Raw genomic sequence first — 26,081 nt, 5'->3', positions numbered from 1 at the left:
CATGGCCTGCGACCTCTGGCTCGTCCCGCTGGTGGACGTGCTGAGCCACAGCACCGACAACCCCTTCCGGGACGACCTCGCGCTCTACAACTCGGCGCTGGCCTCGCGCGGGCTGCCCGAGGTGCCGGTCTACCGGTTCGTGCCGGGCGTCAGCGGCGCGGTCGAGCCGATAGCCGCCTTCGACTACGACTCGCTGCACTTCCTGCGCCGCGCCTACCTGTTGGGCCTCACCGGGCTGGACATCACCCCGGTCGACGCGCTCGGCGGCGACTACGAGCAGCTGCTGGAGATGTTCGAGAGCAGTGCCGAACAGTCGCACCTGGTCTGGCACTTCGACCACGCCGGCGCGTACGTGCCGGTCGAGTTCGCGGTGCCGCTGGTGGACGACACGCTGCTGGCCTCCGGCGGCCCGCTCGGCTCCAGCCACGGGCTGCTGCGCGAACTCCAGGCCGTCGCACCGGCGCTGGGCATCGACCCGCTCAACCCGCCGGACCCGACCCGGCCGCTCGGCCCGACCGGCCTGGAGCAGCCGTTCGGGCCGCCGATCGACGACGTCCACCCCTTCGCCCGGGAGCGGCACGCCTGGTCGGGGCTGTACGCGGCGGCGACCAGGAGCGTCACCCAGGGCTCGATGATCGTCTTCGCCTGAGGCCCCCTCCGCGCCCGGGGCCCGGGCCCCGCCGGGGTCCCGGGCGCTACCGCAGCGGACCCTCCGGCGGCCGCTGGCGCGGCATGGTGGGCCGGGTGCCCGGCGGCGGCAGCACCCGCACCTGGGCGCCCACCCCGGGCTCGCTGCGCCCGCCCCAGGCCCCGCCGGACTGGGTGGGCAGCTGGGTCATCGAGGCGCGGAACTCCAGCATCCACTCCGAGGTCTCGGTGCGGACCATGTCCGAGACGTCCTCGCAGAACCGGCGCAGCACGCCCAGGCAGCGCTCGGCGGCCTCGCCCGCGGTGCCCTCGGTCGGGCCGAGCACCTCGCGCACGCACTCCGAGGCCCAGTCGAACTGGAAGGCCTCCAGGCGGCGTTGCAGCGCCTGCCCGGTGGAGATGTCCCGCATCCAGCCGGAGGTGAGGCCGAAGACCCGGTCGGCGGCCAGGCAGGCGGCGGAGAGCGCGAAGCCGACGTAGCCCCAGCCGGTGCCGTGCGCGAAGCCGCCGGCCAGGCCGACCAGCGGGGCGACGACGCCGCCCACCGCGAAGCCGGCCGCGCCGAACCGCAGCAGGCGCGCCCAGCGGCGCTTCCAGATCCGGTCCCGGCGGTACCACTCGATCGCCTCGACCGCCCGCTCCTCGGACCAGCGGTAGAGCTCCTCCAGCCGCTCGGCGGGCTCGCCCCAGTCCCCGAGGGGGAACTGGCGGGTGCTCAGATCGGTCCGGCGGCTGGTGGAGGCCCGTCGGACGACGGCGGCGACGGGCTGGTCCTCCTCACCGATCTCCTTGCCCCAGGCACTCTCCTCGGGCTGCATTTCCGGCTGGCTCACCTGTGGGGCTCCCTGTGGCGGGCGGACTGCTGGTCTGTCGGCGCAACGGCTGACGTGGTGTCCGCCGGTGGTTCTCCAACAGCACTTCTTACCGCCAAATGGCTGACCGTGGGGGCGCTTCTCCGCTGATCGTTACCGGTTTCGGCCAACGGAACCCGAGGTGGGCGGGTTGCGGGAGGCGGCGAGATTTCACCCGTCCGAGCGAGGGCCCGGCGACCCGACGTCGTGACCCGGCCACCGACCGCCGAACCGGCGCCGTCCGGCTTGGAGGATCCTCCGACCCGCTCGCCCTGCCCAGCCGCCCGCCTGGAGGATCGGACGGGACCGGAGAGCGGCCGGAACCGGCCACCGACTACGCTGCCAGGCGTGAAGGTCCTCGTCATCGGCGGCGGCGCCCGCGAACACGCCCTGTGCCGCTCTCTGTCCCAAGATCCCGCAGTGACCGAACTGCACTGCGCCCCGGGCAACGCCGGGATCGCGCAGGTCGCGACGGTCCACCCGGTCGACCAGCTGGACGGTGCGCAGGTCGCCGCACTGGCCGGCCGGCTCGGCGCCGCCCTGGTGGTGGTCGGTCCGGAGGCCCCGCTGGTCGCCGGCGTCGCGGACGCCGTGCGCGCGGTCGGCGTCCCGGTGTTCGGCCCGTCCGCGGCGGCCGCGCAGCTGGAGGGCTCGAAGGCCTTCGCCAAGGACGTGATGGCCGCGGCCGGCGTCCCCACCGCCCGCTCCTACGTCTGCACCACCGCCGCCGAGGCCGCCGAGGCGCTGGACGCCTTCGGCGCCCCGTACGTGGTCAAGGACGACGGCCTGGCCGCCGGCAAGGGCGTCGTGGTCACCTCCGACCGCGAGGAGGCGCTGGCGCACGCCGCCGCCTGCGAGCGCGTGGTCATCGAGGAGTACCTGGACGGCCCCGAGGTCTCGCTGTTCGCGATCACCGACGGAACCACCGTCGTCCCGCTCCAGCCCGCCCAGGACTTCAAGCGCGCGCTGGACGGCGACGAGGGCCCCAACACCGGCGGCATGGGTGCCTACTCGCCGCTGCCGTGGGCGCCCGCCGGGCTGGTCGAGGAGGTCCTGGAGACCGTCCTCCAGCCGACCGTCGACGAGCTGCGCCGCCGGGGCACCGAGTTCTCCGGCCTGCTGTACGCGGGCCTGGCGCTCACCTCGCGCGGCACCCGGGTGATCGAGTTCAACGCCCGCTTCGGCGACCCGGAGACCCAGGTCGTGCTGGCCCGGCTGCGCACCCCGCTGGCGGGCGTGCTGCTGGCCTCCGCCAACGGCACCCTGGACCAGCTGGAGCCGCTGCGCTGGGACGAGGGCGCGGCCGTCACCGTGGTCGTCGCCTCCGAGGGCTACCCGGCCGCCCCGCGCACCGGCGACCCGATCGAGGGCCTGGCCGAGGCCGAGGCGGACGGCACCGCGTTCGTGCTGCACGCCGGGACGAGGACGGACGAGGACGGCCGGGTGCTGAGCGCCGGCGGCCGCGTCCTGTCGGTCACCGCGACCGGTAGCGACCTGGCCGAGGCGCGCGAGCGCGCGTACGCGGCGGTGGACCGGATCTCCCTCAAGGGCGGCCAGCACCGCACCGACATCGCGCTGAAGGCGGCCACCGCCTGAGGCGCCCGCGTCCGCGCTGCCCGCGGCCCCCGTGCGAACCGCTCGCACGGGGGCCGCGGCGCGTGTGGCGCCCACGGGACTTTGCGTGGCGCCCACGAGCACGGGGCGGGGCGGTCCCGGGCGCGGCGCGGGGACGGCGGACCTCGCGGGGCGAGCGGGAATCGAACGCCCGAGCCCACCGGTCAACCCCCATGGGCGCAGCGTCCCGGGCGTTTCGGGAGCGGAGCGGCCGCAGGGGCGGACGTCCCGTTCGGCCGACGGATTCCAGCCCATCGGGTGACAGCGTCCGCATCCGGCTGACGCAACCGGCCGTGCGGCCTTATGGTGCGCTGGATCGCGGTGCGCGGGGTCCGTGCGCCGGGGTCGCCGCCGGGTAGCGGTGCTCCCACGGGGGGATGCTGGACGGCGTCCGGCCGGGTGGTCGTCCGGGTGCTTCGCACCGGACCGGCCGCCGGGGTCCGGGCGGTGTCACCGGAACGACCGCGTCACCGGAACGACCGGGCGGGGTCACCGGGACGAGTGGAAACCGGGGCGATCCGGAACACCCGCCCGGACCGGGGCGTCGAAAATGTCAGTAGCGCCACGCAGCATGCACTACCGGGGATCGGACGCCTCCGCTTCCCGGTCGGAACTGATCGTTTCGAGTCGGCTCAGGGCCCGAAGCCGGGCGCCCGAGGGCTCCGAAGGGGGTGCCGCACCGTATGGCCGCAGTCGACATCGCGCGCGCTCACGCCCAGGCGGTCCTGCGGGTCCGAGGCCTCGCCCGGGCCGCCGCCGCCCTGCCCGCCGCCGTCGCGGTGGTCCTGCTCGCGGGCCGGTTCACCGGCCGGATCGGCGCGCCCGGGGCCGCCGACGCGGCGGGCTGGGACGCCGCCCGCTGGGTGGTCTGCGCGGTCGCCGCGCTGACTCTGGCGGTGGCCGAGCTGACCGCCCGGGCCGTGCGCCGGGCCGTCCCGCCGCGCACCCCGGCCGTCCCGCTGGACCGCGCCGAGGCCCCCGAGCTGTACCGGCTGATCGACGAGCTGGCGGACCGGCTGGACGTGCCCGCGCCCTCCGCCGTCGCCCTCACCCCGGACTGCGACAGCTGGCTGGAGGACGTCCCGTCGGCGGGGCGGCCGGCCCGGCCGCACCGGCGGGGCCCGGACGCCGGGGCACCCGCCCCCGTCCTGGTGATCGGCTCGCCCTTCCTGTGGTGGATGCGGGCGGGGGAGCTGCGCGCCCTGCTCGCCCCGGTGGTGGCCGGCACCGCCGCCTCCGCCGACCCGGAGATCGCCGCCGCCCGGCGCTTCCTGCGCGGCCTGGACGCCTGCCTGGACTCCGGCGGCGGCGCGGCCCCCGGCCTGGGCGGCGGCACCCTGGCCGCCCCGCCCCGGCCGCCCCGGCGCGGTCCGGCCGCGCTCGCCGACCGGATCGTCCGCCGGATCGTCCGCCGCCTGCTCGGCGCCTGCCGGGGCCACTCCGCCGAGCTGGAGCGCTCGGTCGCGGGCTGGGCCTCCGAGCAGGCCAGGGCGGTCGACTACGGCCTGCGGATCGCCGCCCAGGAACAGGTCGGCCTGGCCTACGCGGGCTGGGACCGGCTGCTCACCCGGGTCGCGCTGCCCGCCTGGCGGCTCGGCCGGCACCCGGCCCGCCTCAACGCCGGCGTGGTCTCCGCGCTCACCGAGCTGTCCCGGCGCGACCGGCTGGCCGACGGCTACGGCAGCCGGCTCGGCGACCGCCCCGCCTGCGACCTGCTGGAGGAGCCCGGCACCGTCGACCGGGCGGTCTCCCGGCTCGCCGCCGAACTGTTCTTCGGCCGCCCGGCGGCCGGTGCCTGGCACGAGCTGGAGTGGGCCGACTACCCGGCCGAGGTGGTGGACGCCGGCTGGCGGGCGGGCGCCACCACCCTGCAGACCGCGCTGGACCGGCTCGCCCCGCAGTCCCGTCCCGGCGCCCCGACCCTCACCCGGCTGCTCGGCCGGCTCGCCGAGGGCGACGGCGAGCTGCTGGCCGCCGCGCTCGCCGCCCAGCTGGCCCGCACCACCGCCCCGGCCCCGCTGCTCGAACCCGACCGCGGCGGCCGCGACCTGCTGGTCGACCACGTCACCGCGATGGTCTGCTGCGCCGCCGTGGACACCGCGGGCGGCGCCCCCGGCCTGGACTGGCTGGACGGCCCGGTGCTGCTGCTCGGCGGGGTGCGCCGCACCGACCTGGCCGGCCCGGTCGCCCAGGCCGTCGAACAGGGCCAGGACGGTCCGCTGCGCGCCTGGCTGGACGCCGCCGACGTCCGCCTCGAGAAACCCGTCCGCCTCTGACGTCCCGTGCGTACCGGAAGGGCGCTCGGCATCCCTCCGCGCGCCCCCAAACCGGCCGACTGCCGGGCGTCTTCGCAGGCCGGAGGCCCTGCCCGGGAGGCGCGCGAGATTCCCTGCACCAATTGCTACCGGAGGGTGACGTTGCGCCAGCACTCTGTGGTGTATTAGACCGCACGCACATCCGGGGGGCACGTGCCAACCGGGCGGAAGTGCACCTGGGAGGGGCGCGTGGGGACCGAACTCAACCGCCGCTGGGAGTCGGGGACGCACGCCTACAGCGTCTCCGACCCCTTCGGGCAGGGCCCGCTGCCCTGGCTGCGCAGCCCGGACCAGTACCTGGCCGGGGCGGAGGGCGCCGTGCCCTGGTACGTCTCGGTGGACGCGCCCGGCCAGCAGTCGCTGACGGCCGGGGTCCGCCGCAAGCCGTCCGTCGGCTCCCCGCAGGGCGCCAACGACGTGGACCAGCAGATCAAGGGCTTCGCCTCGGCCGGGGTGGTCCGCCCCGGCGGCTCGGTGGACTTCCGGGTCACCGTCAACCCGCCCCGCGAGTTCACCGTGAACATCTTCCGGATCGGCCACTACGGCGGCGACGGCGCCCGCCACATGACCTCCAGCCCGCTGATCGCCGGCCTCGCCCAGCCCGCCCCGCTGGTGGTCGACCGGACGGTCTCCTGCCACCACTGGTGGCACTCCTGGCGGCAGCAGATCCCGGCGCACTGGAAGCCCGGCGCGTACGTCGCCGTGCTGACCACCGCCGACATGCTGCACCGCAGCCACATCCCGTTCACCGTCCGGGACTTCGAGGAGCAGGGGCGCACCGCCGAGCTGCTCCTGGTGCTCCCGGACGTGACCTGGCAGGCGTACAACCTGTTCCCGGAGGACGGCCGCACCGGCGCCAGCCTCTACCACGCCTGGGACGGCCGGGGCGGCCTGGTCGGCGAGCCGGAGGCGGCCGTCACCGTCTCCTTCGACCGCCCGCACGCCACCGCCGGACTGCCGCTGCACGTCGGCCACGCGTACGACTTCATCCGCTGGGCCGAGCGCTACGGCTACGACCTCTCCTACGCCACCGCCACCGACCTGCACGCCGGCCTGGTGGACGCCTCCCGGCACCGGGCGCTGGTCTTCCCCGGCCACGACGAGTACTGGTCCGAGCCGATGCGCCGGGCCGCCGAGCGGGCCCGGGACGGCGGCACCTCGCTGGTGTTCCTCTCCGCCAACACCATGTACTGGCGGGTCGAGCTGACCGCAGCCGCCTCCGGCGAGCCCAACCGGCTGCTCAACTGCCGCAAGCGGCAGAAGGTAGGCCCGGGCAGCCCGGCCGCCGGGGCGCCCGGCGCGGCCAGCGCGCTGTGGCGGGACGCCGGGGAGCCCGAGCAGCACCTGCTCGGGGTGCAGTACTCGGGGCGGGTCGCCACGCCCGTCCCGCTGGTCGCCCGGCACACCGCGCACTGGCTCTGGGACGGCACCGGCCTCCAGGAGGGCGACGAGCTGCCCGGGCTGGTCGCCGGCGAGGCGGACCGCTACTACCCCAAGGTGGCGCTGCCCGAGCACGTCGAGCGGGTGCTGCTGGCGCACTCGCCCTACCAGGACCCGGCCGGCCGCACCCGCTACCAGGAGACCTCGCTGTACCGGGCGCCCAGCGGCGCGTACGTCTTCGCGGCCGGGACGTTCGCCTGGTCGCCCGCGCTGGGCCGCCCGGGCCTGACCGACGAGCGGATCCAGCGGGCGACCGCGAACCTGCTGGACCGGCTCTGCAAGAACGAGTGACCGACGGCCGGAGGAGCGGCGTCCGGCGGGCGTGAAAGACTGCGGGGGCAGTGACCTCCCCTTTCGCGGTGCCCCCGCCCGTGAACGACCCCTGAGGACTGAACACCTTGAGCGGATTTGTCACCAAGCCCGAGCCGGTCCAGGTACCCGGCCTGGTCCACCTGCACACCGGCAAGGTGCGCGACCTCTACCGCACCGGGTCGGGTGAGCTGGTCATGGTGGCCAGCGACCGGACGTCCGCGCACGACTGGGTGCTGCCGAACGAGATCCCCGACAAGGGCCGCGTGCTCACCCAGCTGTCGCTGTGGTGGTTCGAGCGGATCGCCGACATCGTGCCCAACCACGTGATCTCCACCGAGGTCCCGGCCGGCGCCCCGGCCGACTGGAAGGGCCGCACGCTGGTCTGCCGCAGCCTGGAGATGGTCCCGGTCGAGGCGGTCGCCCGCGGCTACCTGGCCGGCTCCGGCCTGGCCGAGTACCAGGAGAGCCGTACGGTCTGCGGCATCGCGCTGCCCGAGGGCCTGGAGAACAGCTCCGAGCTGCCCGCCCCGATCTACACCCCGGCCCTCAAGGCCGAGGTCGGCGAGCACGACGAGAACGTCTCCTACGAGGAGACCGCCCGCCGGATCGGCGCCGAGCTGGCCGCCCAGCTGCGGCAGACCACGCTGAACGTCTACGCCCGGGCCCGGGACATCGCCCGCGACCGCGGCATCATCCTGGCCGACACCAAGTTCGAGTTCGGCCTGCTGGACGGCGAGCTGGTGATCGGCGACGAGGTGCTCACCCCGGACTCCTCCCGCTACTGGCCCGCCGACCAGTGGCAGCCGGGCCGCTCGCAGCCGTCCTTCGACAAGCAGCTGATCCGCGACTGGCTGGTCTCCCCGGCCTCCGGCTGGGACCGCTACAGCGAGCAGCCGCCGCCGGCGCTGCCGGCCGAGATCGTCGAGCGGACCCGGGCCAAGTACATCGAGGTCTACGAGCGGCTGACCGGGACCACCTGGGCCTGAGCCGCCCCGACCGCCCGCGGGCACGGCCCGGGCCTGTCGTCGAACCCGCCCACGCGGACGCGAGTTCGGCGACGGGCCTCAGATCCAGCCGTGCTCGCGGGCGATCCGCACCGCCGCGTGGCGGTTCTCCGCGCCCAGCTTGGTGGCCGCCGCGGACAGGTAGTTGCGCACGGTGCCCTGGGAGAGCGAGGCCCGTTCGGCGATCTCGGCGATCGAGGTGCCGTCGGCGGCCAGCTCCAGGACGTCCGTCTCGCGCGGCGTCAGCGGGGTCTCGCCGGCGCTGATCGCGTCCGCCGCCAGCTCCGGGTCCACGTACCGGCCGCCGGAGCGCACGGTGCGGATGATGCCGGCCAGGTCCGCCGCCGAGACGGTCTTCGGCAGGAAGCCGCGCACCCCGACCTCCAGCGCCCGCTTCAGGTAGCCGGGGCGGCCGTGCCCGGTGACGATCATGCAGCGGCAGTCCGGCAGCTGCAGCCGCAGCTGGGCGGCCACCTCGATGCCGTCCCTGCCCGGCATCTGGAGGTCCAGCACCGCGACGTCCGGGCGGTGCGCCTGCGCCATCGCCAGCGCCTCCGTGCCGGAGCCGGCCTGGGCGACCACCTCGATGTCGTCCTCCAGCGAGAGCAGCGCGGCCAGCGCGCCCCGGATCAGGTGCTCGTCGTCGGCGAGCAGGACGCGGACGGGTGCGGTGTTCTCGGTCATCGGGCGGTCCTTCTTCCTCAGCCGGCGAGCGGGACGGTGGCGAGCATCCGGAAGACGCCCGCCCCGGTGGGGGCCACGGTCAGCTCGCCGTCGTGGGCGGCGAGCCGCTCGCGCAGTCCGCGCAGCCCGGTGCCGCTGCCCTGGGAGGGGAACGGGATCTCGGGCACCCCGTCATTCTCCAGTTCCAGCACGGCCCGTCCGTCCTCGGTCCGCAGCCGGATCAGGCAGCGGTCGGCCTCGCTGTGCCGCAGCACGTTGGTGGTGGCCTCGCGGATCACCCAGCCGAACACCGACTGGACCGCGGCCGGCAGTTCGTCGGCGTGCTCGCCGAGGTCGATCTCGCAGGCGACGTCCGCCGAGCGCAGCACCGCCCGGGCGCCGATCGCCTCGGCGTGCAGGTCGGCGGCGCGGTAGCCGCGGACGACGTCCCTGACCTCGCGCTGCGACTCCTGGGCGATCCTCTGCACCTCGGCCATCTGGTCGGCGGCCTCCGTACGGCCGCGGCGGGCGAGCTGCACGGCGAGTTCGCTCTTCAGCGCGATGGTGGTGAGGTTGCGGCCCATCACGTCGTGCAGGTCGCGGGAGAAGCGCAGCCGCTCCTCGGCGACGGCCAGCCGGGACTGCGCCTCGCGGGCGGCGTCCAGCTCCCAGACGATCGAGGTCAGCCAGGCGAAGCTGCGGCAGCTGGAGCCGAGGAAGGCCATGCCGATGGTGAGACCGGTCACGTATCCGGCGGTGCTCGCGGTGTCGAGCCCGGCCAGCGTCGCGGCCGGGACGACGGACGCCAGCATGCCCAGCCCGACGGCGGTGGCCCCGCGCGGGGTCAGCGCCACGCAGACCTGGCCGTGGGAGAAGAGCAGCAGGCTGCTGGCGACGTACAGGGTGAAGGGCGGCCCCGGGCTCTCCGCGCTGCCGTGGGCGGGCCCGAACAGCAGGACGGTCCAGGAGCCGGCCACCGCGAGGCCGACCGAGAGGGCGGTCCAGATCCGGTGGTCGGCGGGGCGGCCCAGGTAGTGGTCGAGGGCGGCCCGGTAGGCCCGCAGCAGCACCAGGGTGACGGCGAGTCCGATCAGCACGGAGATCCGGACGGCGGGGAGGTTCCCGGGCTGGTCGGCGGCGCTCCCGGCGGCGATCAGGACGCTCGGGAGGACGAACAGCGCCATCAGGTAGAGCGACCAGCGCAGGTACAGCTCGGTGCGCTGGGGTTTGCTCAGGCCCGTCCAGCTGCGAAGCGGTGACCGCATTCCCAATTCTTCCGCCCCAGTTCGATCACGATCTTGCCGGTGTCTTCATACCAGAGGCCCGGAAGGCGCTCATCCATCGGATGAGCGCCTTCCGGGGGGCACGTCCTTCGGGTCAGCGGCGCGGTTCCCAGCGGAAGTAGCGCACCGCTCCCCAGACCGCCAGGCCCAACCAGACGGCCCCGGTGACCAGGTGCGAGCCGGCCGCGCCCCAGGAGCCGATGAAGTCCGTCGCGGGGGCCGAGCCGTCGGTGCCGAACCAGCCGATCCGGATCAGCTGGAAGGCGGGGGTGGTCGGCAGCAGCCGGCAGACGTCGGCCACCTGGGAGGGCATGACCTCCAGCGGGACGAACAGGCCGGAGCCGAGCTGCATGACCAGCATGACCGGCAGGGTGGTGATGCCCGCGCTCTCCACGGTCCTGGTGAAGGCGCTGGACAGCGCGGCCAGGGCGATCATCGTGGCCAGCGCCAGCAGCAGGCCGACCAGCATCAGCAGCGGGTTGACCGGCACGGCCAGGTGCAGGCCGAGGCTGCCGCCGATCCCGATCAGAGCGGCCATCAGCAGGCCGAGGGCGAGCGAGGGGAGGGCGGTGCCGAGCAGGATCTCGACGTCCCGAGCCTCGCCGGTGCGCAGCCGCTTGAGGACCAGCTCGCCGCGCCGCCCGACGTACGCGGCGGTCAGGTTGTAGTACACGACGAAGGCCAGGATCATCCCGACCGAGCCGTAGACCAGCAGCGAGTCGACGTCCAGCCCGGGGTGGGACTCGGCCTGCGCCGACAGCGTGCCCCGCAGGGTGAAGACCAGCACCAGCGGCAGCACCAGGGCGGTGAACAGGGCCGTGCGGTTGCGCAGCAGCAGGGTGGCCTCGGCCCGGCCGAGGGCGAGCAGCCGGCGGACGGCGGTGCTCCGCGGACCGGCGGTGACGGCGGGGACGGCGGTGGTGGTCATCGGGCGGATCCGATCAGGCGGCGGCGGGCGGGGCGGGTGGCGGCGGGCGCCTGCGGGGGGTTCTGGTGGGCGGCCTCGGAGGCGATCGCGAGGAAGGCCTCCTCCAGCGAGGCGCTGCGGGCGTCCAGGGCGCCGAGCGCGATCCCGTGGTGCCGGGCCCAGCCGAGCAGGTCGGTGAGGGTGTCCTGGAGCCCGAGGGTCTGGACGGTGACCCGGCGGCCGTCGACGCCGATCTCGGCCCCGGCCAGCACGGGCAGCGCGGCCCCGGTGAACGCGGGCAGCTCGAAGGTGATCCGGGAGGGCCGGTCGGCGATCACCTCGGCGACGGTGCCGGTGGTGACGACCTGGCCGCTGTGCATGATGGCCAGCCGGTCGGCCAGCTCCTCGGCCTCCTCCAGGTAGTGCGTGGTGAGCAGCACCGTGGTGCCCTGGGCGCGCAGTTCGCGGACCAGCTGCCAGACGGCGGCGCGCGCCTCCGGGTCCAGGCCGGTGCTGGGCTCGTCCAGGAAGAGCACCTCGGGGCGGCCGAGCAGGGCCATCGCGAGGTCCAGTCGGCGCTTCTCGCCGCCGGACAGCTGCTTGACCCGGACCTTGGCGCGGTGGCCGAGGCCGACCAGCTCCAGTGCCTCCGCCACCGGGCGGGCGCCGCTGGTCATCCCGGCCCAGACGCGGCCGGTCTCGGCGGCGGTGAGCTCGCCGGGGAAGCCGCCCTCCTGGAGCATGATGCCGATCCTCGGGCGGACGGCGGCGCGCTCCCCGAAGGGGTCCCGGCCGAGCACCCGGACGGTGCCGCCGGTGGGGGCGGCCAGGCCCTCGATGACCTCCATGGTGGAGGTCTTGCCGGCCCCGTTGGTGCCGAGCAGCGCGAACAGCTCGCCGCGGCGGACGGTCAGGTCGACGCCGCGCACGGCGTGGTACCCGGAGGTGCCGCCGCCGTAGTGGCGGTGCAGGTCGGTGACCTCGATCACGTCTTCGCTGGGGCGGGAGGGCCGGCTCGTTTCCATGCCCCAAGCCTCCCGTCGGCCGGGCCGCGGGGGCAGTGCGCGCCGTCATGACCTCGCGGTGGGGATCCACGGGTCGGCGATGACAAACGTCATGGGCGATATCGCGGCAGCCGGGGCGGGGTTCGCGGGCGCCGGGAGGGAATGCCGAAGGGCCCCCTCGTTCGAGGGGGCCCTTCGTATCTGAGCGGACGACGAGATTCGAACTCGCGACCCTCACCTTGGCAAGGTGATGCTCTACCAACTGAGCCACGTCCGCAGGTCAAACTATTGAGTTGTGCTGTGCTCGCGCACTGCGAGCGGACGACGAGATTCGAACTCGCGACCCTCACCTTGGCAAGGTGATGCTCTACCAACTGAGCCACGTCCGCATGGTGCCTGGTGGGGCACCCGCCGCCTCTTCGGATCTCTCCGTTGCGGCGACGAGGAATACTCTACAGCATCGTTCGGGGTGGTCGCCCCACCCTTTCGGTCCGGGCGGGCGGGGCGACCGGGAGCGGACTCCCGCAGGGCTCAGTTCGCCTCGGCGAACGCCTCGTACACGTGCTTGGGGATGCGGCCGCGGGCCGGCAGCTCCATCCCGCGGGACAGGGCCCAGGCGCGGACGGCGGCCGGGTCGGGGGTGAGGGCGGTGCGGCGGAACGACTTTCCGGTGCGGCTCTGGCGGCGGCCGGCGGCGACGAACGGAGCGAGGGCCTCCCGCAGCTTTTCCGCGTTGTCCACGGACAGGTCGATCTCGTACGACTTCCCGTCGACGCCGAAGTGGACGGTTTCCGCGGCGGCGCCGCCGTCCAGGTCGTCGGAGAGCGTGACAACTACACGCTGAGCCATGGGTGTCAATCCTCTCGGGCAATTCGGCCCCGGTCCGAGGGGGTACCGGGGCCTGATGTGCACCAACTCGCGCAAGCGCGTACGGGCGGGCCGGACGGCTCGCCTGATACGCAGCACTTGCCGCGACAGGTGGCCCTATTCTGCACCCGAAGGGGGCCGAAATCGAAGAGTCCGGCATTCTTTTCCGGATATTCACGTCTCTTCGCGGGACTCCTGGATACCGGGGTGCGGGACGGGCGGATCTGTCCCCAAGTGCCGTATTCGGGTGTTCTCCGGGCGGCGCCGTTCCGAGTGCCGAATCCGGGGAAACCGGCCGGCCCGGTCCGGTGGCGACCCGCCCGGATCCCTTGCGGCGTAAGGGTCTCGGGTCTACGCGCGTCGCTATCCCCGGCCAGCAATCCTGCCCGAAACCACCGGTAGTCTGGAGTTCCCCCGCCTCACCGAAGACACCACCGGGAGTGCCAGTGGCACGCGTCGTAGTCGACGTCATGCTCAAGCCGGAGATCCTCGACCCCCAGGGACAGGCGGTGCAGCGTGCACTGCCCCGTCTCGGATTCACCGGGATCGCCGACGTCCGCCAGGGCAAGCGTTTCGAGCTGGATGTGGAGGGCCCGGTCGACGACGCGGCGCTCGCCCGTATCCGCGAAGCCGCCGAGACCTTTCTCGCCAACACCGTGATCGAGGACTTCACCGTCCGCGTCGAGGAGGAGGGCAAGTGACCACCCGCGTCGGCGTCGTCACTTTCCCCGGCTCGCTCGACGACCGCGACGCCCAGCGGGCGGTCCGCCTCGCCGGCGCCGAGCCGGTCGCCCTCTGGCACCGTGACAAGGATCTCCACCAGGTCGACGCCGTCGTCCTGCCGGGCGGATTCAGTTACGGCGACTATCTGCGCTGCGGTGCGATCTCCCGCTTCTCGCCGGTGATGGAGACCGTCATCGAGCAGGCGAAGCTCGGAATGCCGGTCCTCGGTATCTGCAACGGCTTCCAGGTGCTCTGCGAATCGCACCTGCTGCCCGGTGCGCTCACCCGGAACGACTCGCTGCACTTCATCTGCCGCGACCAGAAGCTGCGCATCGAGAACGCCGGCACCGCCTGGACCCGGGATTACTCGGCGGGCCAGGAAATCGTCGTGCCGCTGAAGAACGGCGAGGGCCGCTTCGTCGCCGAGGAGCGGGTGCTGGACGAACTGGAGGCGGAGGGCCGGGTGGTCGCCCGTTACCTGGACGTCAACCCGAACGGTTCGTACCGCGACATCGCCGGCATCACCAACGCCGCCGGCAATGTCGTCGGCCTGATGCCGCACCCGGAGCACGCCGTGGAGCCGCTCACCGGTCCGACCACCGAGGGCCTGGGCTTCTTCACTTCCGTCCTGAAGCAGCTGGTGAACGCCTGATGAGCCTCGACACCGTCAAGAACGCCGAGCAGACCCCGGACGCCGCCCAGCCCTGGGCCGAACTCGGCCTCAAGGAGGACGAGTACGCGCGCATCCGGGAGATCCTCGGCCGCCGCCCGACCGGCGCCGAACTCGCGATGTACTCGGTCATGTGGTCGGAGCACTGTTCGTACAAGAGCAGCAAGGTCCACCTGAAGCAGTTCGGTGAGAAGAAGCCCGACTCGGACGCGATGCTCGTCGGCATCGGCGAGAACGCCGGCGTCGTCGACGTCGGCCAGGGCTACGCGGTCACCTTCAAGGTCGAGTCGCACAACCACCCGTCGTACATCGAGCCCTACCAGGGCGCGGCCACCGGCATCGGCGGCATCGTGCGCGACATCCTGGCGATGGGCGCCCGCCCGGTCGCCGTGATGGACCCGCTGCGCTTCGGTGCGGCCGACCACCCGGACACCCGGCGCGTGCTGCCCGGGATCGTCTCGGGCATCGGCGGCTACGGCAACTGCCTGGGCCTGCCGAACATCGGCGGCGAGGTCGTCTTCGACTCCTGCTACCAGGGCAACCCGCTGGTCAACGCGCTGTGCGTGGGCGTCATGAAGCACGAGGACATCCACCTCGCGCAGGCCTCCGGCGCCGGCAACAAGGTCATCCTGTACGGCGCCCGCACCGGTGGCGACGGCATCGGCGGCGTCTCGGTGCTCGCCTCCGAGACCTTCGACGACACCAAGCCGGCCAAGCGCCCGGCCGTCCAGGTCGGCGACCCGTTCCAGGAGAAGCTCCTGATCGAGTGCACCCTGGAGATCTTCCGGGAGAAGCTCGTCAAGGGCATCCAGGACCTCGGCGGCGCCGGCCTGTCCTGCGCCACCAGCGAGCTGGCCTCGGCCGGCTCCGGCGGCATGCGGATCGAGCTCGACACCGTGCACCTGCGCGACCACACGCTCTCGCCGGAGGAGATCCTCATGAGCGAGTCGCAGGAGCGCATGTGCGCGATCGTGGAGCCCGACAAGGTCGACCGCTTCCTGGAGATCTGCGAGAAGTGGGACGTCATCGCCAACGTCATCGGTGAGGTGACCGACGGCGAGCGCCTGGAGATCTTCTGGCACGGCGAGCTCGTGGTGGACGTCCCGCCGCGCACCGTCGCCCACGAGGGCCCGACCTACCAGCGCCCGTACGCCCGCCCGAGCTGGCAGGACGCGCTGCAGGCCGACGCCCCGACCGCCGAGCGGCTGGCCCGTCCGACCACCGGCGAGGGCCTCAAGGCCGACCTGCTGAAGGTCGCGAGCCACCCGAACCAGGCCTCCAAGTCCTGGATCACCGACCAGTACGACCGCTACGTGCTCGGCAACACCGTGCTCTCGGTCGGCGAGGACTCGGGCATGATCCGGATCGACGAGGAGACCAACCTCGGCGTCTCGGTCGCCACCGACGGCAACGGCCGCTTCGCCAAGCTGGACCCGTACACCGGTGCCCAGCTGGCCCTGGCCGAGGCGTACCGCAACGTCGCGGCCGGCGGTGCCAAGCCGCTCGCCGTCTCCGACTGCCTCAACTTCGGCTCCCCCGAGGACCCGGACGTGATGTGGCAGTTCGCCGAGGCCACCCGCGGCCTGGCCGACGCCTGCCTGGTGCTCGGCACCCCGGTCACCGGCGGCAACGTCTCGCTGTACAACCAGACCGGCGACGTCGCCATCCACCCGACCCCGGTGGTCGCGGTGCTCGGTGTCATCGACGACGTCACCCGGCGCACCCCGCTGGCCTTCGCCGAGGAGGGGCAGCTGCTCTACCTGCTCGGCGACACGGCGGACGAGCTCGGCGGCTCGGCCTGGTCGCAGGCCGTCCACGACCACCTCGGCGGCCTGCCGCCCAAGGTGGACCTGGAGCGCGAGCGGCTGCTCGGCGAGATCCTGATCGCCGCCTCGCGCGACGGCATGATCGACGCCGCGCACGACCTGTCCGACGGCGGTCTCGGCCAGGCGCTGGTGGAGAGCTGCCTCAAGGGCGGCCACGGTGCGCGGATCATCGTGCCCGAGGGCCAGGACCCGTTCGTCCTGCTGTTCTCGGAGTCGGCCGGCCGCGCCGTCGTGGCGGTGCCGCGCAGCGAGGAGCTCCGGTTCAACGACATGTGCACCGCGCGCGGCCTGCCGGCCACCCGGATCGGTGTCGTGGACGGTGAAAGCCTGGACGTCCAGGGCCAGTTCAGCGTCTCGCTGGCCGAGCTGAAGGACGCCCACACCGGCGTCATCGAGGCCCTGCTGGCCTGACGTCACGGTTCCCTCCGGGGCGGGTGGTTCTCTGGTGAACCACCCGCCCCTAGGCGTATGTTGACGCCCATGCCTGCCAAGTCCCGTACGTATCAGCCGCAGAAGACGAGTGCCGCGCTGGTGGCGCAGTGCGAGGCGGTGCGCGACGTCGTGCACCAGCTGACCGAGTCCGACCTGGAACGGCCGACCCGCCTCGGCTCCTGGCGGGTGCGGGAGCTGGTGACCCATGTGAGCCTGGCGCTGAGCCAGATGCGGGCCGTGCTGGACGCCGCGGAGGTGGGCGGCCCGCCGCTCCCGCTGGCCGACTACGCGGCGCTGGCCGCGTCGATGGCCGAGTTCGTCGACGCCGCGACCACGGAGCACACGGCGATCGGCTTCGCCGGCCCGCCCAAGGAGGTGGCCGCCGCGTTCGACGAGGCGCTCGACACCGTGCGGGCCGTGCTCGGCCGGGCGGCCGCGCTGGAGCCGGACCGGCGGGTCACCTTCCTGAGCGGCCATCCGCTCCACCTGACCGACTACCTGGTGTCCCGGCTGGTCGAGACCGTGGTGCACGCCGACGACCTGGCCGACGCGCTCGGCCTGGACGCCTTCCCGCACGACCGCGAGGCCGTCGCCGCCGTCACCCGGATGCTGGCCGACGCCCTCGCCGGACAGGTGCCCGGCGGCGCGGTCGAGCTGCGGATCCCGCCGTACGCGGTGGTCCAGGCGGTGCCGGGGCCGAAGCACACCCGCGGCACCCCGCCCAACGTGGTGGAGACCGACCCGCTGACCTGGATCCGGCTGGCCACCGGCCGGGCCGACTGGGCGGCGGCGGTGGAGGCGGGCGAGGTGTCCGCCTCGGGCGAGCGCAGCGACCTGAGGGAGTACCTGCCGGTGCTCCGGTAGCCCCCGGCTACCGCAGCTGGCCGGCCAGGGCCTCGGCGGCCCTGCGCAGCGGCTCCCCGGCGAGGGCGCGGTCCAGCTCGGCGCCGGTGCGGTCCTGGGAGACCAGCAGTATGAGGTCGCCGTCGCCCTTGATCGCCACCCGGGCGAGGGCGGCCCCGCCCGTGCCCGGGACCAGCTCGGTCTGACCGGCCGCCGGCTGGTCGGTGGCGATCTGCTGGAGCTGGTCGACCCCGGCACCGGCGGCTCGCTGGATGGCCGGCAGCATCAGGTTGACGGCGACCCCGCGCTGGGTGGTCGCCACCAGCTCGGCCCTCACCGGCGTCCCGTCCACCCGCCAGGCGCAGCTGACCGAGGCGTGCGGGGGCCGGGCCGGGACCGACGGCATCTCCGGCGGGTGGGTGAAACCGGACGGCCACGGCTGCGGTGGCGCGCCGGAGCCCGTGTCGCCGTCCACGGCGCGCCCGTCCGCGGTGTCGGGGGTGGCCGTGCCGGGGATCCCGGCCGCGGTGAGCGCCTTGCCGAGGTCCAGGCCGAAGGGGCAGACGTCCTGGCCGCCCTGGTTCTGCCGGAGCTGCTCGGCGGTCGAGCGGACGCGGTCGTACGAGAGGGTGCCCGAACCGGGCAGGCTCCCGGACGAGGACGTGCAGGCGGCCGTGCCGAGCAGGACCCCGGCGGAGGCGAACAGGGCGGTGAGGGTGCGGCGTCGGACGGTGGTCATGACCGCAGACTATGGTCTGTCCCGGCCGGGTTGGCCAGCCCTGCGGCCGGCTTCGCCGCCCGGCTTACGGGACGGCCGGCCCGCTGAGGTAGGCGCCCTCCGCCGAGTACGGCCAGGCGTTGGGCGCGCAGCCGTTGAGGCCGTAGATCTGCTGCATCATCGCGGGCGCGGGCTTGCCCTCGCCCGGGCAGCCCTCGTGCCCGTGGCCGATCCGGTGGCCCACCTCGTGGTTGACGATCAGCGCCCGGTACTCGTCCAGCGGTCCGCTGAACTGGGGCGAACCGGTGTTCCAGCGCTTGGAGTTGACGAGCACCTGGTTGCCGACGTTGCAGTTGACCTCGCCGTGGGTGTCCAGGCCGGAGGCGCCGCAGATCCGGTCCACGGTGGCCGGTGAGGCGATCTTCACGGTGAAGTCGTACGGGCCGTCGGCGACCAGGTGGAAGCCGTTCCTGCGGTCGTTGGTCCAGCCGCGCCGGTCGCCGAGGATGCCGTGGACCTGCGCGGCGGCGGTCGGGGCGTCGATGCCGATGCCGTCCTCGACCTCGACCCGGTAGCGGCGCACGTTGCCGCGCCCGACCGGCTTGGCGGTGGCGGGGGCGACGGTGAAGGTGCCCGCGCCCTTGGTGGGCCCGGGGTCCGGCCCGGCGGGGCCGGGCGGTGCGGCCGGCGGCGCGGTCGGCGGTGCGGCCGGCGTCGGGGGCTGTGCGGGTGACGGGGCGCCGGCCGGTACCGGTGCGGGGGCGGTGGCCGGGGGCGGGGCCTGCTCGGGCGCCGGCGCCGCCGTGGCGGCCTGCTCGGCCGGCGGGGCGACCCTCGCCTGGGTGGTCGGGGCGGCGGCCGGCGTCCCGCCCGGGTGGGTCAGCGCGATCGCGGTGGCGCCCAGCACCAGGACGGAGAGCGTTAGTGCCGTGAGCATGCCAGGACCGGATCCGCGCCGCGGTCGGCGGCGTCGGCGACCGCCCTTCCGGGGCGGTGCGGTGCGCCTGCCGACGGATCGGGCTGCGGACATGATCTTCACACTGGCACGACGAACGGGTGAATGTCCACACACCCCGGACGCGGCTCCGGTGCGCCGGTGGCGGTGAACCGCGCGGGACGGCGGTTGACCCCTGCGTCTCGGGTGGCAGACTTCAGGGCATGGCGATTCACAGGAACCTTCTCGACGGTCCCGAACCGACCCTCCTCCCGGAGGAGGAGCGGCCCTACCGGATGCTGGCGGAGGAGTCGGCCTCCCCGACCCAGGTGGCGGCCGAGTTCCCGGCCTTCTGCCTGGCGTGGGCGATGCTCGCCGACGACGCCTACGCGGCCGGCCGGTACGTCGAGTCGTACGCCTACGCCCGTACCGGCTACCACCGTGGCCTGGACGCGCTGCGGCGGAGCGGATGGAAGGGGCACGGCCCGGTGCCGTGGGAGCACCGCGGCAACCGCGGCTTCCTGCGCTGCCTGGCGGCGCTCGCCCGGGCGGCCGGCGCGATCAAGGAGACCGAGGAGGAGACCCGCTGCTGGCAGTTCCTGAAGGACAGCAGCGCGGAGGCGTACGCGGAGCTCAAGCAGTAGACACCCCCCGACGTACGGGTGCCCCCGGCGGTCTCCGCCGGGGGCACCCGTGTTCCGCGCTCGGGGCGCGGGCCCTACGCCGGGCGCGGCCCTGTGCCGGGCGTGTGCCCTGCGCCGGGCACGGGCCTCACTTCAGGCGCTTGCCCGCCGAACGCAGCTGCTCGGCGGCCTCGACCACGCGGGCGGCCATGCCGGCCTCGGCCAGCTTGCCCCAGGTGCGCGGGTCGTAGGTGTTCTTCTTGCCGACCTCGCCGTCGACCTTCAGCACGCCGTCGTAGTTGGCGAACATGTGGCCGGCCACCGGGCGGGTGAAGGCGTACTGGGTGTCGGTGTCCAGGTTCATCTTCACGACGCCGTTCTCCAGCGCGGTGGCGATCTCCTCGGCGGTCGAGCCCGAGCCGCCGTGGAAGACGAAGTCGAACGGGTCGGTCTTGCCGTACTGCTTGCCGATCGCGTCCTGGAGCTCGCGCAGCAGCTCCGGCTTCAGCACGACGTTGCCCGGCTTGTACACGCCGTGCACGTTGCCGAAGGAGGCGGCCAGCAGGTAGCGGCCCTGCTCGCCCAGGCCCAGCGCCTCGGCGGTGCGCACGGCGTCGTTGACGGTGGTGTACAGCTCGTCGTTGATCTCGTGGGTGACGCCGTCCTCCTCGCCACCGGTCGGGGTGATCTCGACCTCGAGGATGATCCGGGCGGCGGCGGCCTGGGCCAGCAGCTCCTGGGCGATGGCCAGGTTGTCGGCGAGGGTCTCGGCCGAGCCGTCCCACATGTGCGACTGGAACAGCGGGTCCCGGCCGTTGGCCACGCGCTCGGCGGAGATCGCCAGCAGCGGGCGGACGTAGCCGTCCAGCTTGTCCTTCGGGCAGTGGTCGGTGTGCAGCGCGACGGTGACGTCGTACTTGGCGGCGACGATGTGGGCGAACTCGGCGAGCGCGACGGCGCCGGTCACCATGTCCTTGTTGTGCTGGCCGCCCAGGAACTCCGCGCCACCGGTCGAGATCTGGATGATGCCGTCGCTCTCGGCCTCGGCGAAACCACGCAGCGCGGCGTGCAGGGTCTGCGACGACGTGACGTTGATGGCCGGGTAGGCGAACTTGCCCGCCTTGGCCCGGTCCAGCATCTCGTTGTAGACCTCGGGAGTTGCGATGGGCATGCGATCCGCTCCTGTCGGGTTGCGGCGTACGGACGGTGCTGTCCGACGCTGTGTACGCCTTCGTGACGACTCCGTGCCGGCCCGCCGACGCGCGGCGTTGCGGTGTGGCTCTCCGGCACGTTCGAGGCGACCTCCGCGGTACGGCCATGAGGGTGGTGTGCCGTCGCGGACCGGACGCCGGTGCCATCTTCCCAGACTCGTGCCCGCAGGTCAGCAGGAGCCCGCCATGCGGAACGGCGCACGGCACGGGCGCACGGCGGTTCCCGGGCGGCCCCGGCGGGGGCCGGGAGCGGTCCCGGCCGGGTGCCGCAGGCACGGGACGCCCGCTCCGTCGGCAAGGTGCGCCCGCTATCCTGCGCCCGTGGACTACAACCAGCTGGCCGTCAACCTGCTCGACGCCAAATCCCTGATCTCGTCCCTCGGCGCCATCGGGCTGATCGCGATCATCTTCGCGGAGACCGGCCTGCTGGTCGGCTTCTTCTTCCCGGGTGACTCGCTGCTGATCCTCGCGGGCGTCGCCGCCTCGAACGCCGCCTCCTCGGTGCTCGGCGACGGGGCCAAGCTGCCGATCGCCGTCCTGCTGGTCGGCTGCCCGATCGCGGCGATCGCCGGTGCCCAGCTGGGGCACCTGATCGGCGCCAAGGTCGGACCGAAGATGTTCGACAAGCCCGAATCGAAGATCTTCCGCCGCGAGTACGTGGTGAAGGCGGAGGAGTACTTCAACAAGTTCGGCTCCGGCAAGGCGGTGGTGCTGGCCCGCTTCATGCCGATCGTCCGCACCTTCCTGAACCCGGTCGCCGGCACCCTGGAGATGCCCGCCCGGACGTTCTTCCTCTGGAACGTGGTCGGCGGCGTGCTGTGGACCGAGTCCATGCTGCTGATCGGCTACTTCTTCGGTGACGCGCTCGCCCCGGTGATCGACAAGTACCTGATCCCGGCGGTGCTGCTGATCGTCCTGCTGTCGATCTCGCCGATCCTGGTCGAGGTCGTCCGCGAGCGGAGGAAGAAGCGGGCCGGCGGCGTCGAGGCCGCCGACGACAACCAGGTCCAGGCCGGCGGCGGCCGGCACCGGCGCGGCTGAGCGCCCGGCGCCCCGGACACGGCGAGGGCCGGTGCTGTTTCACGTGAAACAGCACCGGCCCTCGGTCGTTCGTCGTGCCGGGCCCGGTCAGAGGCCCAGGTCGTCCAGGGTGTACGCGGTCACGTACTCCAGGCCCTGGGCCTCCACGGCGGCCGCGCCGCCGCGCTCCACGATCACCGCGACGCCGACCACCTCGGCGCCCGCCTCGCGCAGCGCCTCCACGGCGGTCAGCACCGAGCCGCCGGTGGTGGAGGTGTCCTCGACGGCCAGCACCCGGCGGCCCTTGACCTCGGGACCCTCGATCCGGCGCTGGAGGCCGTGCGCCTTGCCGGTCTTGCGGACCACGAAGGCGTCCAGCTGCCGTCCGCGCGCGGCGGCGGCGTGCAGCATCGAGGCGGCCACCGGGTCGGCGCCCAGGGTCAGACCGCCGACGGCGTCGTACTCCAGGTGCGAGGTCGCGTCCAGCATCACCCGACCGACCAGAGGGGCGGCCACGCCGTCCAGCGTGATCCGGCGCAGGTCGACGTAGTAGTCGGCCTCCTTGCCGGAGGAGAGGGTGACCTTGCCGTGCACGACGGCCTTGTCCTTGATCTGTGCCAGCAGGGCGTCGCGGTCGTTGCTCATGAGCGTTCAGTCTAGGCCCTGCGCACCGCCGCGGCGCCCCGGGCTCAGCGTCGGCGCAGCGCCCTGACCAGCACCACGGCACCGCCCAGCAGGGCCACCGAGCCGCCGATCACCCACGGCACCGCGTTGCGGCCGCCGGTGCCCGGCACCACGATCCCGCCGGCCTCGCCGCCCCAGCGGGACGCCGCCCGGGCCCGCGCGCTGCGGGCGGGCAGCGCCGGGGCGTACGGGCCGCGCGGCGGTGCGTGGTCCACCTCCTCGGCGGACCGGCCGACGATGCTGCGGCGCACCGGGCCGCCGAGCGCCGGCTCCTCCTCGTACGCGAAGAGCGGCTCGGCGGGGAGTTCCTCGGCGACGCCGTCCTGCTCGGCGGAGACCCCCTCGCCGTCGACGTCGTCCTCGTCGTCGTCGGCGGAGCCGGTCGGCAGACCGAAGCGCTCGGCGTCGGCGTCGGAGAACGCGATCAGGTCGGAGAGGTCGTCGTCCAGGTCGTCGCCGGGCTGGTCCTGGCGCTCCTCGATGAACACCACCCCGGCCTCGGCCCCGTCGACGGCGGACCCGGCCGCTTCGGCGTCCTCCTGGTCCTGGTCCTGCGGCTGCTCGCCCTCCGGGGCCACCAGCGCGGCGGCGAATCTGTCCAGCAGGCGGCGGCCGGTGGCGTCGAGGGTCTCCGCGTCGAACTCGGTCAGCCGGCCGGTGGCGCTGAGGTCGCCGGTGAAGCGGATCGCCGCGGTGCCGTCCTCGGCGCCGTCCGCGACGCTGACCCGGACGGTCGCGGTCACCTCGCCGCTGCCCCGGGCCTCCTCGCCCTCGGCGAGCACGGTCAGCACGCCCTCCCGGCCCTCGATCAGCGACAGCACGCCCTTGTACGTGATCGTGGAGCCGCCGACCCGCAGCTTGAGCCGGCCGCTGATCTCCTCGGCCGCACCGGCCCCGACCGCGGCCGGCTCGGTGCTCAGGCCCGGCACGCTCCGGGCCAACAGCGCCGGATCCTGCAAGGCCTGCCGCACCAGCTCGGCGGACATCGGGACGACAACCTCATGCTCCATGCAACGGAGCCTACCGACTGGGCCCCGCACGGTCCCTACCCACCACCACCAGATTTTCCGGGTCCCCGCTTGTTCCCCCGGCCGTCGCACCACCGCCGGGCCGGCCCTGCCGCCGCCCCTGCGGCGTCAGCGGGGGCCGAGGAGCGTGAGGGCGGCCGGGGGGTGGGCGGGGCGGAGGGCGGTGAGGCGGGCGGCGGCGGCGTGGAGGGTCTCGGGGGTGAGGGCGCGGGGCGGTGGGGCGTCGGGGGCGAGGGTGAGCGGGGGCGGGGTGGCGGCGGCGAGGAGGAAGTTCTCGGCCCTGTCCGGCGGCCCGGGGCGGCAGTCGGCGGTGGCGCCGCCCGGGACGGCGTACGGGACGGTCCGCAGGCCCGCCGTCCGCAGGCCGGACTCGATCCGCCAGAGCCCGTCCAGGTCGCTCCCGGCGCGGACGGCGAGTCGGCCGCCGGGGGAGAGCAGCCGGCCGGCGAGGCCGTAGAACTCCTGGGAGTGGAACTTGACCGGCCCGCCGTCGGCCGGTGCCGGGAGGTCGGCGAGCACCACGTCGTACGGGCCGTCCCCGCCGGAGGCGTCCGCGCCGCGCAGCCAGGCCATCGGGTCGGCCGCCGAGGTGCGGACCCGGGGGTCGTCCAGCGAGTGGCCGCCGAGGGCGGCGAGCCCGGGGTCGGTGCGGGCGAGCCGGGGGAGGGCCGGGTCGGCGTCGACCAGCCGGACGGTGCGCACGCCCCGGTGCCGCAGCACCTCCCGCAGGGCGAGGCCGTCGCCGCCGCCGAGCAGCAGCACCCGGGCGTCCGGGCCGGCCGCCATGGCGGGGTGGACCAAGCCCTCGTTGCCCCGGTACTCGTCGGGCCCGCAGACCGCGAGCCGGCCGTCGAGGTAGAGCCGGAGCGGGCCCTCGGCGGGGCCGGTGAGCACGATCTCCTGGGAGCGGCCGCGGGTCGCGTAGCGGACCTGGTCGCCGTACAGGGCGTGCCGGGCGGCGCGTTCGACGGCGTCGGAGCCGGCCGCGGCCGCCGCGAGCAGGGCGAGGACGAGCAGGCAGCCGCCCCAGAGCAGCCGTCGTATCCGGGGGGCGGGTTCCTCGCGGAACAGCCAGAGCACCACGGCCGCTCCGGCGACGGCGTTGACGGCGCCGGTGAGCAGGGCGCCGTCGCCCGGTCCGAGGGAGGGCAGGATCAGGAACGGGAAGGCGAGGCCGCCGATCAGCGCGCCGACGTAGTCGGCGGCGAACAGGTCGGCGACGGCCCGTCCGGCGTCGTCGCGCCGGATCCGTTGGATGAGGGTCATCAGCAGCGGGATCTCGGCGCCGATCAGGATGCCGATCAGGCAGGTGAGGCCGACCATGGCGGCCTGGTAGCGGCCGATCCAGGCCCAGCAGGAGTAGAGCGCGAGGACGGAGAGGCCGCCGGTGAGCGCGAGTGCGCACTCGACCAGGGCGAAGGCGGTGGCGGGCCGGCTGGTGAACCGTTTGGCGAGCAGCGAGCCGAGGCCCATCGCGAACACCATGACGGAGAGCACGACGGAGGTCTGGGTGACGGTGTCCCCGAGCAGGTAGTCGCCGAGCGCCACGAGTTCGAGCTCGTAGACGAGTCCGCAGGCCGCGCAGACGAACGCGGCCAGCAGGACGGTCAGGCGGGCGAGCCGGGGGCTGGAGCGCAGCCGGGACCGACGGCGGGTGGGCGGGAGTGGGGCGGGGCCTCGCCCGGGCCGGAGCGGGGTGCCGTCGTCGAGGTCCACTCGCGGGCGCGCGTGCGGACCGGCCGGATGGTTGATCACGAACAAACGCTAGGGGACGTGCGGGACGGATGGCTGCGCCCATCCGACGGACAGTGGGCGACGTCGGATTGACGAACCGTTCCTGCGTACGATTCGTAGGCCTGTGGTGGGCGGCCTGCGGCCGGATCGGTGCACCGCTCCGGGCTTCGGGCGGTCATGCCCCGGACACCACCAGCGAGGAGCGGGTGCACACCAGCTGCCCCTCCTGGGGGTAGGCGTGCCAGGTGCGCCAGAGAAGCCGGTCCGCGCCGCCCTGGGTGACCAGCGCCGTGAAGGCGCTCGGGTCGCCCGGGAAGACCCCGGCCAGGCCCCGGGGGTGCCCCTCGACCAGGGCCAGCAGCTCCTGGGCGCGGGCCGCGAAGTCGTGCGGGGGCAGCGCCTCGATCCGGGCGGCGAACTCGTACTCCCAGCCGCCGACCTGCTTGGCCACCCGGGCCGGCAGCGGGGTGCGGCGGCCGGGCAGGCAGGCGACGGTCTCCAGGCACTGGCCCGGGCCCGCGTCGATCACCACCTGGTGGGAGGCGCCCAGCAGGCGCAGTTGGAGGGCGCCGGAGGTGCCCGGGCGGCCGGCTCCGTCGAGTCTCAGGTCGCGGACGGCGAGAGCGGGCAGCGGGTCGCCGCCGAGGCACCAGGCGAGGTCACCGGCGCGGGTGTCCGTGTAGGAGGTCTGCAGTGTGGTGAGCATGCTCGGCTCCGCGTTTCAGCT

The 26,081-nt window shown here is 74.1% G+C and carries 24 protein-coding genes and 2 tRNA genes; 11 read left to right on the top strand and 15 right to left on the bottom strand.

The window, feature by feature from the left end; translation table 11 throughout:
- The first annotated feature begins 1 nt into the window (after position 1).
- Positions 2-649, top strand: coding sequence for a hypothetical protein (locus tag ACIQI7_RS07425; RefSeq protein WP_401106030.1), 648 nt, complete (start codon positions 2-4; stop codon positions 647-649).
- A 46-nt stretch (positions 650-695) separates the two neighbouring features.
- Here ACIQI7_RS07425 and ACIQI7_RS07420 read toward each other — a convergent pair whose 3' ends face one another.
- The gene (locus tag ACIQI7_RS07420; protein ID WP_401106026.1) at positions 696-1,481 is read right to left on the bottom strand and encodes an SLATT domain-containing protein; all 786 of its coding nucleotides are present in this window, start codon (positions 1,479-1,481) and stop codon (positions 696-698) included.
- A 366-nt stretch (positions 1,482-1,847) separates the two neighbouring features.
- On the opposite strand from ACIQI7_RS07420, the gene purD reads away from it, so the two are divergent.
- The 4 genes from purD to ACIQI7_RS07400 all read left to right on the top strand — a co-directional run bounded on the left by purD (position 1,848) and on the right by ACIQI7_RS07400 (position 8,166).
- On the top strand, positions 1,848-3,095 hold the full coding sequence (gene purD, locus ACIQI7_RS07415; RefSeq protein ID WP_401106024.1) for a phosphoribosylamine--glycine ligase: 1,248 nt from the start codon (positions 1,848-1,850) through the stop codon (positions 3,093-3,095).
- A gap of 701 nt (positions 3,096-3,796) precedes the next feature.
- Positions 3,797-5,389, top strand: coding sequence for a hypothetical protein (locus tag ACIQI7_RS07410; RefSeq protein ID WP_401106022.1), 1,593 nt, complete (start codon positions 3,797-3,799; stop codon positions 5,387-5,389).
- 228 nt (positions 5,390-5,617) lie between these two features.
- Complete coding sequence (locus ACIQI7_RS07405; protein ID WP_401106020.1) at positions 5,618-7,159, top strand: N,N-dimethylformamidase beta subunit family domain-containing protein; 1,542 nt, start codon at positions 5,618-5,620, stop codon at positions 7,157-7,159.
- 107 nt (positions 7,160-7,266) lie between these two features.
- A complete protein-coding gene (locus ACIQI7_RS07400) occupies positions 7,267-8,166 on the top strand; it encodes a phosphoribosylaminoimidazolesuccinocarboxamide synthase (protein ID WP_401106018.1) in 900 nt (299 codons plus the stop codon).
- A gap of 78 nt (positions 8,167-8,244) precedes the next feature.
- Here the strand turns inward: ACIQI7_RS07400 and ACIQI7_RS07395 are convergent, their stop codons facing one another.
- The 7 genes from ACIQI7_RS07395 to ACIQI7_RS07365 form a co-directional block, all read right to left on the bottom strand.
- Positions 8,245-8,868: a response regulator gene (locus ACIQI7_RS07395; protein ID WP_387752080.1), complete on the bottom strand. Its 624-nt coding sequence runs from the start codon at positions 8,866-8,868 to the stop codon at positions 8,245-8,247.
- Positions 8,869-8,885: 17 nt separating this feature from the next.
- Positions 8,886-10,112, bottom strand: coding sequence for a sensor histidine kinase (locus ACIQI7_RS07390; RefSeq protein WP_401106016.1), 1,227 nt, complete (start codon positions 10,110-10,112; stop codon positions 8,886-8,888).
- A gap of 112 nt (positions 10,113-10,224) precedes the next feature.
- On the bottom strand, positions 10,225-11,058 hold the full coding sequence (locus ACIQI7_RS07385) for an ABC transporter permease (RefSeq protein WP_401106014.1): 834 nt from the start codon (positions 11,056-11,058) through the stop codon (positions 10,225-10,227).
- Positions 11,055-12,062, bottom strand: coding sequence for an ABC transporter ATP-binding protein (locus tag ACIQI7_RS07380; protein WP_401106012.1), 1,008 nt, complete (start codon positions 12,060-12,062; stop codon positions 11,055-11,057). Before ACIQI7_RS07380 ends, ACIQI7_RS07385 begins: the two co-directional genes overlap by 4 nt.
- 183 nt (positions 12,063-12,245) lie before the next feature.
- Positions 12,246-12,318, bottom strand: a tRNA-Gly gene (locus ACIQI7_RS07375).
- Between the two features lie 39 nt (positions 12,319-12,357).
- Positions 12,358-12,430 (bottom strand) — tRNA-Gly (locus ACIQI7_RS07370).
- A gap of 142 nt (positions 12,431-12,572) precedes the next feature.
- A complete protein-coding gene (locus tag ACIQI7_RS07365; RefSeq protein ID WP_030056585.1) occupies positions 12,573-12,890 on the bottom strand; it encodes an Lsr2 family protein in 318 nt (105 codons plus the stop codon).
- Between the two features lie 464 nt (positions 12,891-13,354).
- Between ACIQI7_RS07365 and purS the strand changes: the two genes are divergently transcribed.
- From purS to ACIQI7_RS07345, 4 genes are all read left to right on the top strand, one after another.
- On the top strand, positions 13,355-13,609 hold the full coding sequence (gene purS / locus ACIQI7_RS07360; RefSeq protein ID WP_049654013.1) for a phosphoribosylformylglycinamidine synthase subunit PurS: 255 nt from the start codon (positions 13,355-13,357) through the stop codon (positions 13,607-13,609).
- The gene (gene purQ, locus ACIQI7_RS07355; protein ID WP_387752090.1) at positions 13,606-14,283 is read left to right on the top strand and encodes a phosphoribosylformylglycinamidine synthase subunit PurQ; all 678 of its coding nucleotides are present in this window, start codon (positions 13,606-13,608) and stop codon (positions 14,281-14,283) included. The genes purS and purQ overlap by 4 nt, the downstream gene beginning before the upstream one ends.
- Complete coding sequence (gene purL, locus ACIQI7_RS07350) at positions 14,283-16,538, top strand: phosphoribosylformylglycinamidine synthase subunit PurL (protein WP_387752092.1); 2,256 nt, start codon at positions 14,283-14,285, stop codon at positions 16,536-16,538. Before purQ ends, purL begins: the two co-directional genes overlap by 1 nt.
- Positions 16,539-16,607: 69 nt before the next feature.
- Positions 16,608-17,423, top strand: a complete 816-nt coding sequence (locus ACIQI7_RS07345) for a sterol carrier family protein (protein WP_401106010.1) — start codon at positions 16,608-16,610, stop codon at positions 17,421-17,423.
- Between the two features lie 7 nt (positions 17,424-17,430).
- Here the strand turns inward: ACIQI7_RS07345 and ACIQI7_RS07340 are convergent, their stop codons facing one another.
- Positions 17,431-18,141 carry a hypothetical protein gene (locus ACIQI7_RS07340; RefSeq protein ID WP_401106008.1) on the bottom strand — a complete coding sequence of 237 codons (711 nt, stop codon included), beginning with the start codon at positions 18,139-18,141 and terminating at the stop codon, positions 17,431-17,433.
- A gap of 64 nt (positions 18,142-18,205) precedes the next feature.
- Entirely contained in the window at positions 18,206-19,057 is an 852-nt protein-coding gene (locus ACIQI7_RS07335) for a DUF3152 domain-containing protein (RefSeq protein ID WP_401106006.1), read from the bottom strand.
- A gap of 221 nt (positions 19,058-19,278) precedes the next feature.
- Between ACIQI7_RS07335 and ACIQI7_RS07330 the strand changes: the two genes are divergently transcribed.
- Positions 19,279-19,698 carry a DUF3151 domain-containing protein gene (locus ACIQI7_RS07330; protein WP_350749668.1) on the top strand — a complete coding sequence of 140 codons (420 nt, stop codon included), beginning with the start codon at positions 19,279-19,281 and terminating at the stop codon, positions 19,696-19,698.
- A gap of 127 nt (positions 19,699-19,825) precedes the next feature.
- Here ACIQI7_RS07330 and fbaA read toward each other — a convergent pair whose 3' ends face one another.
- The gene (gene fbaA, locus ACIQI7_RS07325; RefSeq protein WP_387752104.1) at positions 19,826-20,848 is read right to left on the bottom strand and encodes a class II fructose-bisphosphate aldolase; all 1,023 of its coding nucleotides are present in this window, start codon (positions 20,846-20,848) and stop codon (positions 19,826-19,828) included.
- A 361-nt stretch (positions 20,849-21,209) separates the two neighbouring features.
- Between fbaA and ACIQI7_RS07320 the strand changes: the two genes are divergently transcribed.
- Positions 21,210-21,929, top strand: coding sequence for a DedA family protein (locus ACIQI7_RS07320; RefSeq protein WP_401106003.1), 720 nt, complete (start codon positions 21,210-21,212; stop codon positions 21,927-21,929).
- A gap of 87 nt (positions 21,930-22,016) precedes the next feature.
- On the opposite strand, the gene pyrE is transcribed toward ACIQI7_RS07320, so the two are convergent.
- The 4 genes from pyrE to ACIQI7_RS07300 form a co-directional block, all read right to left on the bottom strand.
- Positions 22,017-22,553 carry an orotate phosphoribosyltransferase gene (gene pyrE / locus ACIQI7_RS07315; protein WP_387752109.1) on the bottom strand — a complete coding sequence of 179 codons (537 nt, stop codon included), beginning with the start codon at positions 22,551-22,553 and terminating at the stop codon, positions 22,017-22,019.
- A 44-nt stretch (positions 22,554-22,597) separates the two neighbouring features.
- Entirely contained in the window at positions 22,598-23,602 is a 1,005-nt protein-coding gene (locus tag ACIQI7_RS07310; protein ID WP_401106001.1) for a CoxG family protein, read from the bottom strand.
- 126 nt (positions 23,603-23,728) lie between these two features.
- Entirely contained in the window at positions 23,729-25,375 is a 1,647-nt protein-coding gene (locus ACIQI7_RS07305; RefSeq protein ID WP_401105999.1) for a polyamine aminopropyltransferase, read from the bottom strand.
- Positions 25,376-25,529: 154 nt separating this feature from the next.
- Positions 25,530-26,060 (bottom strand): DUF2617 family protein, encoded by a 531-nt coding sequence (locus ACIQI7_RS07300; protein WP_387752117.1) that lies wholly within the window; start codon positions 26,058-26,060, stop codon positions 25,530-25,532.
- Positions 26,061-26,081 lie beyond the last annotated feature (21 nt).

Origin of the sequence: Kitasatospora sp. NPDC092039 (genome assembly GCF_044756065.1) — a bacterium.
Lineage (GTDB): Bacteria > Actinomycetota > Actinomycetes > Streptomycetales > Streptomycetaceae > Kitasatospora.
Note: the sequence above shows the minus strand (reverse complement) of the source record. Positions and strands in the feature narration are given on the sequence as shown.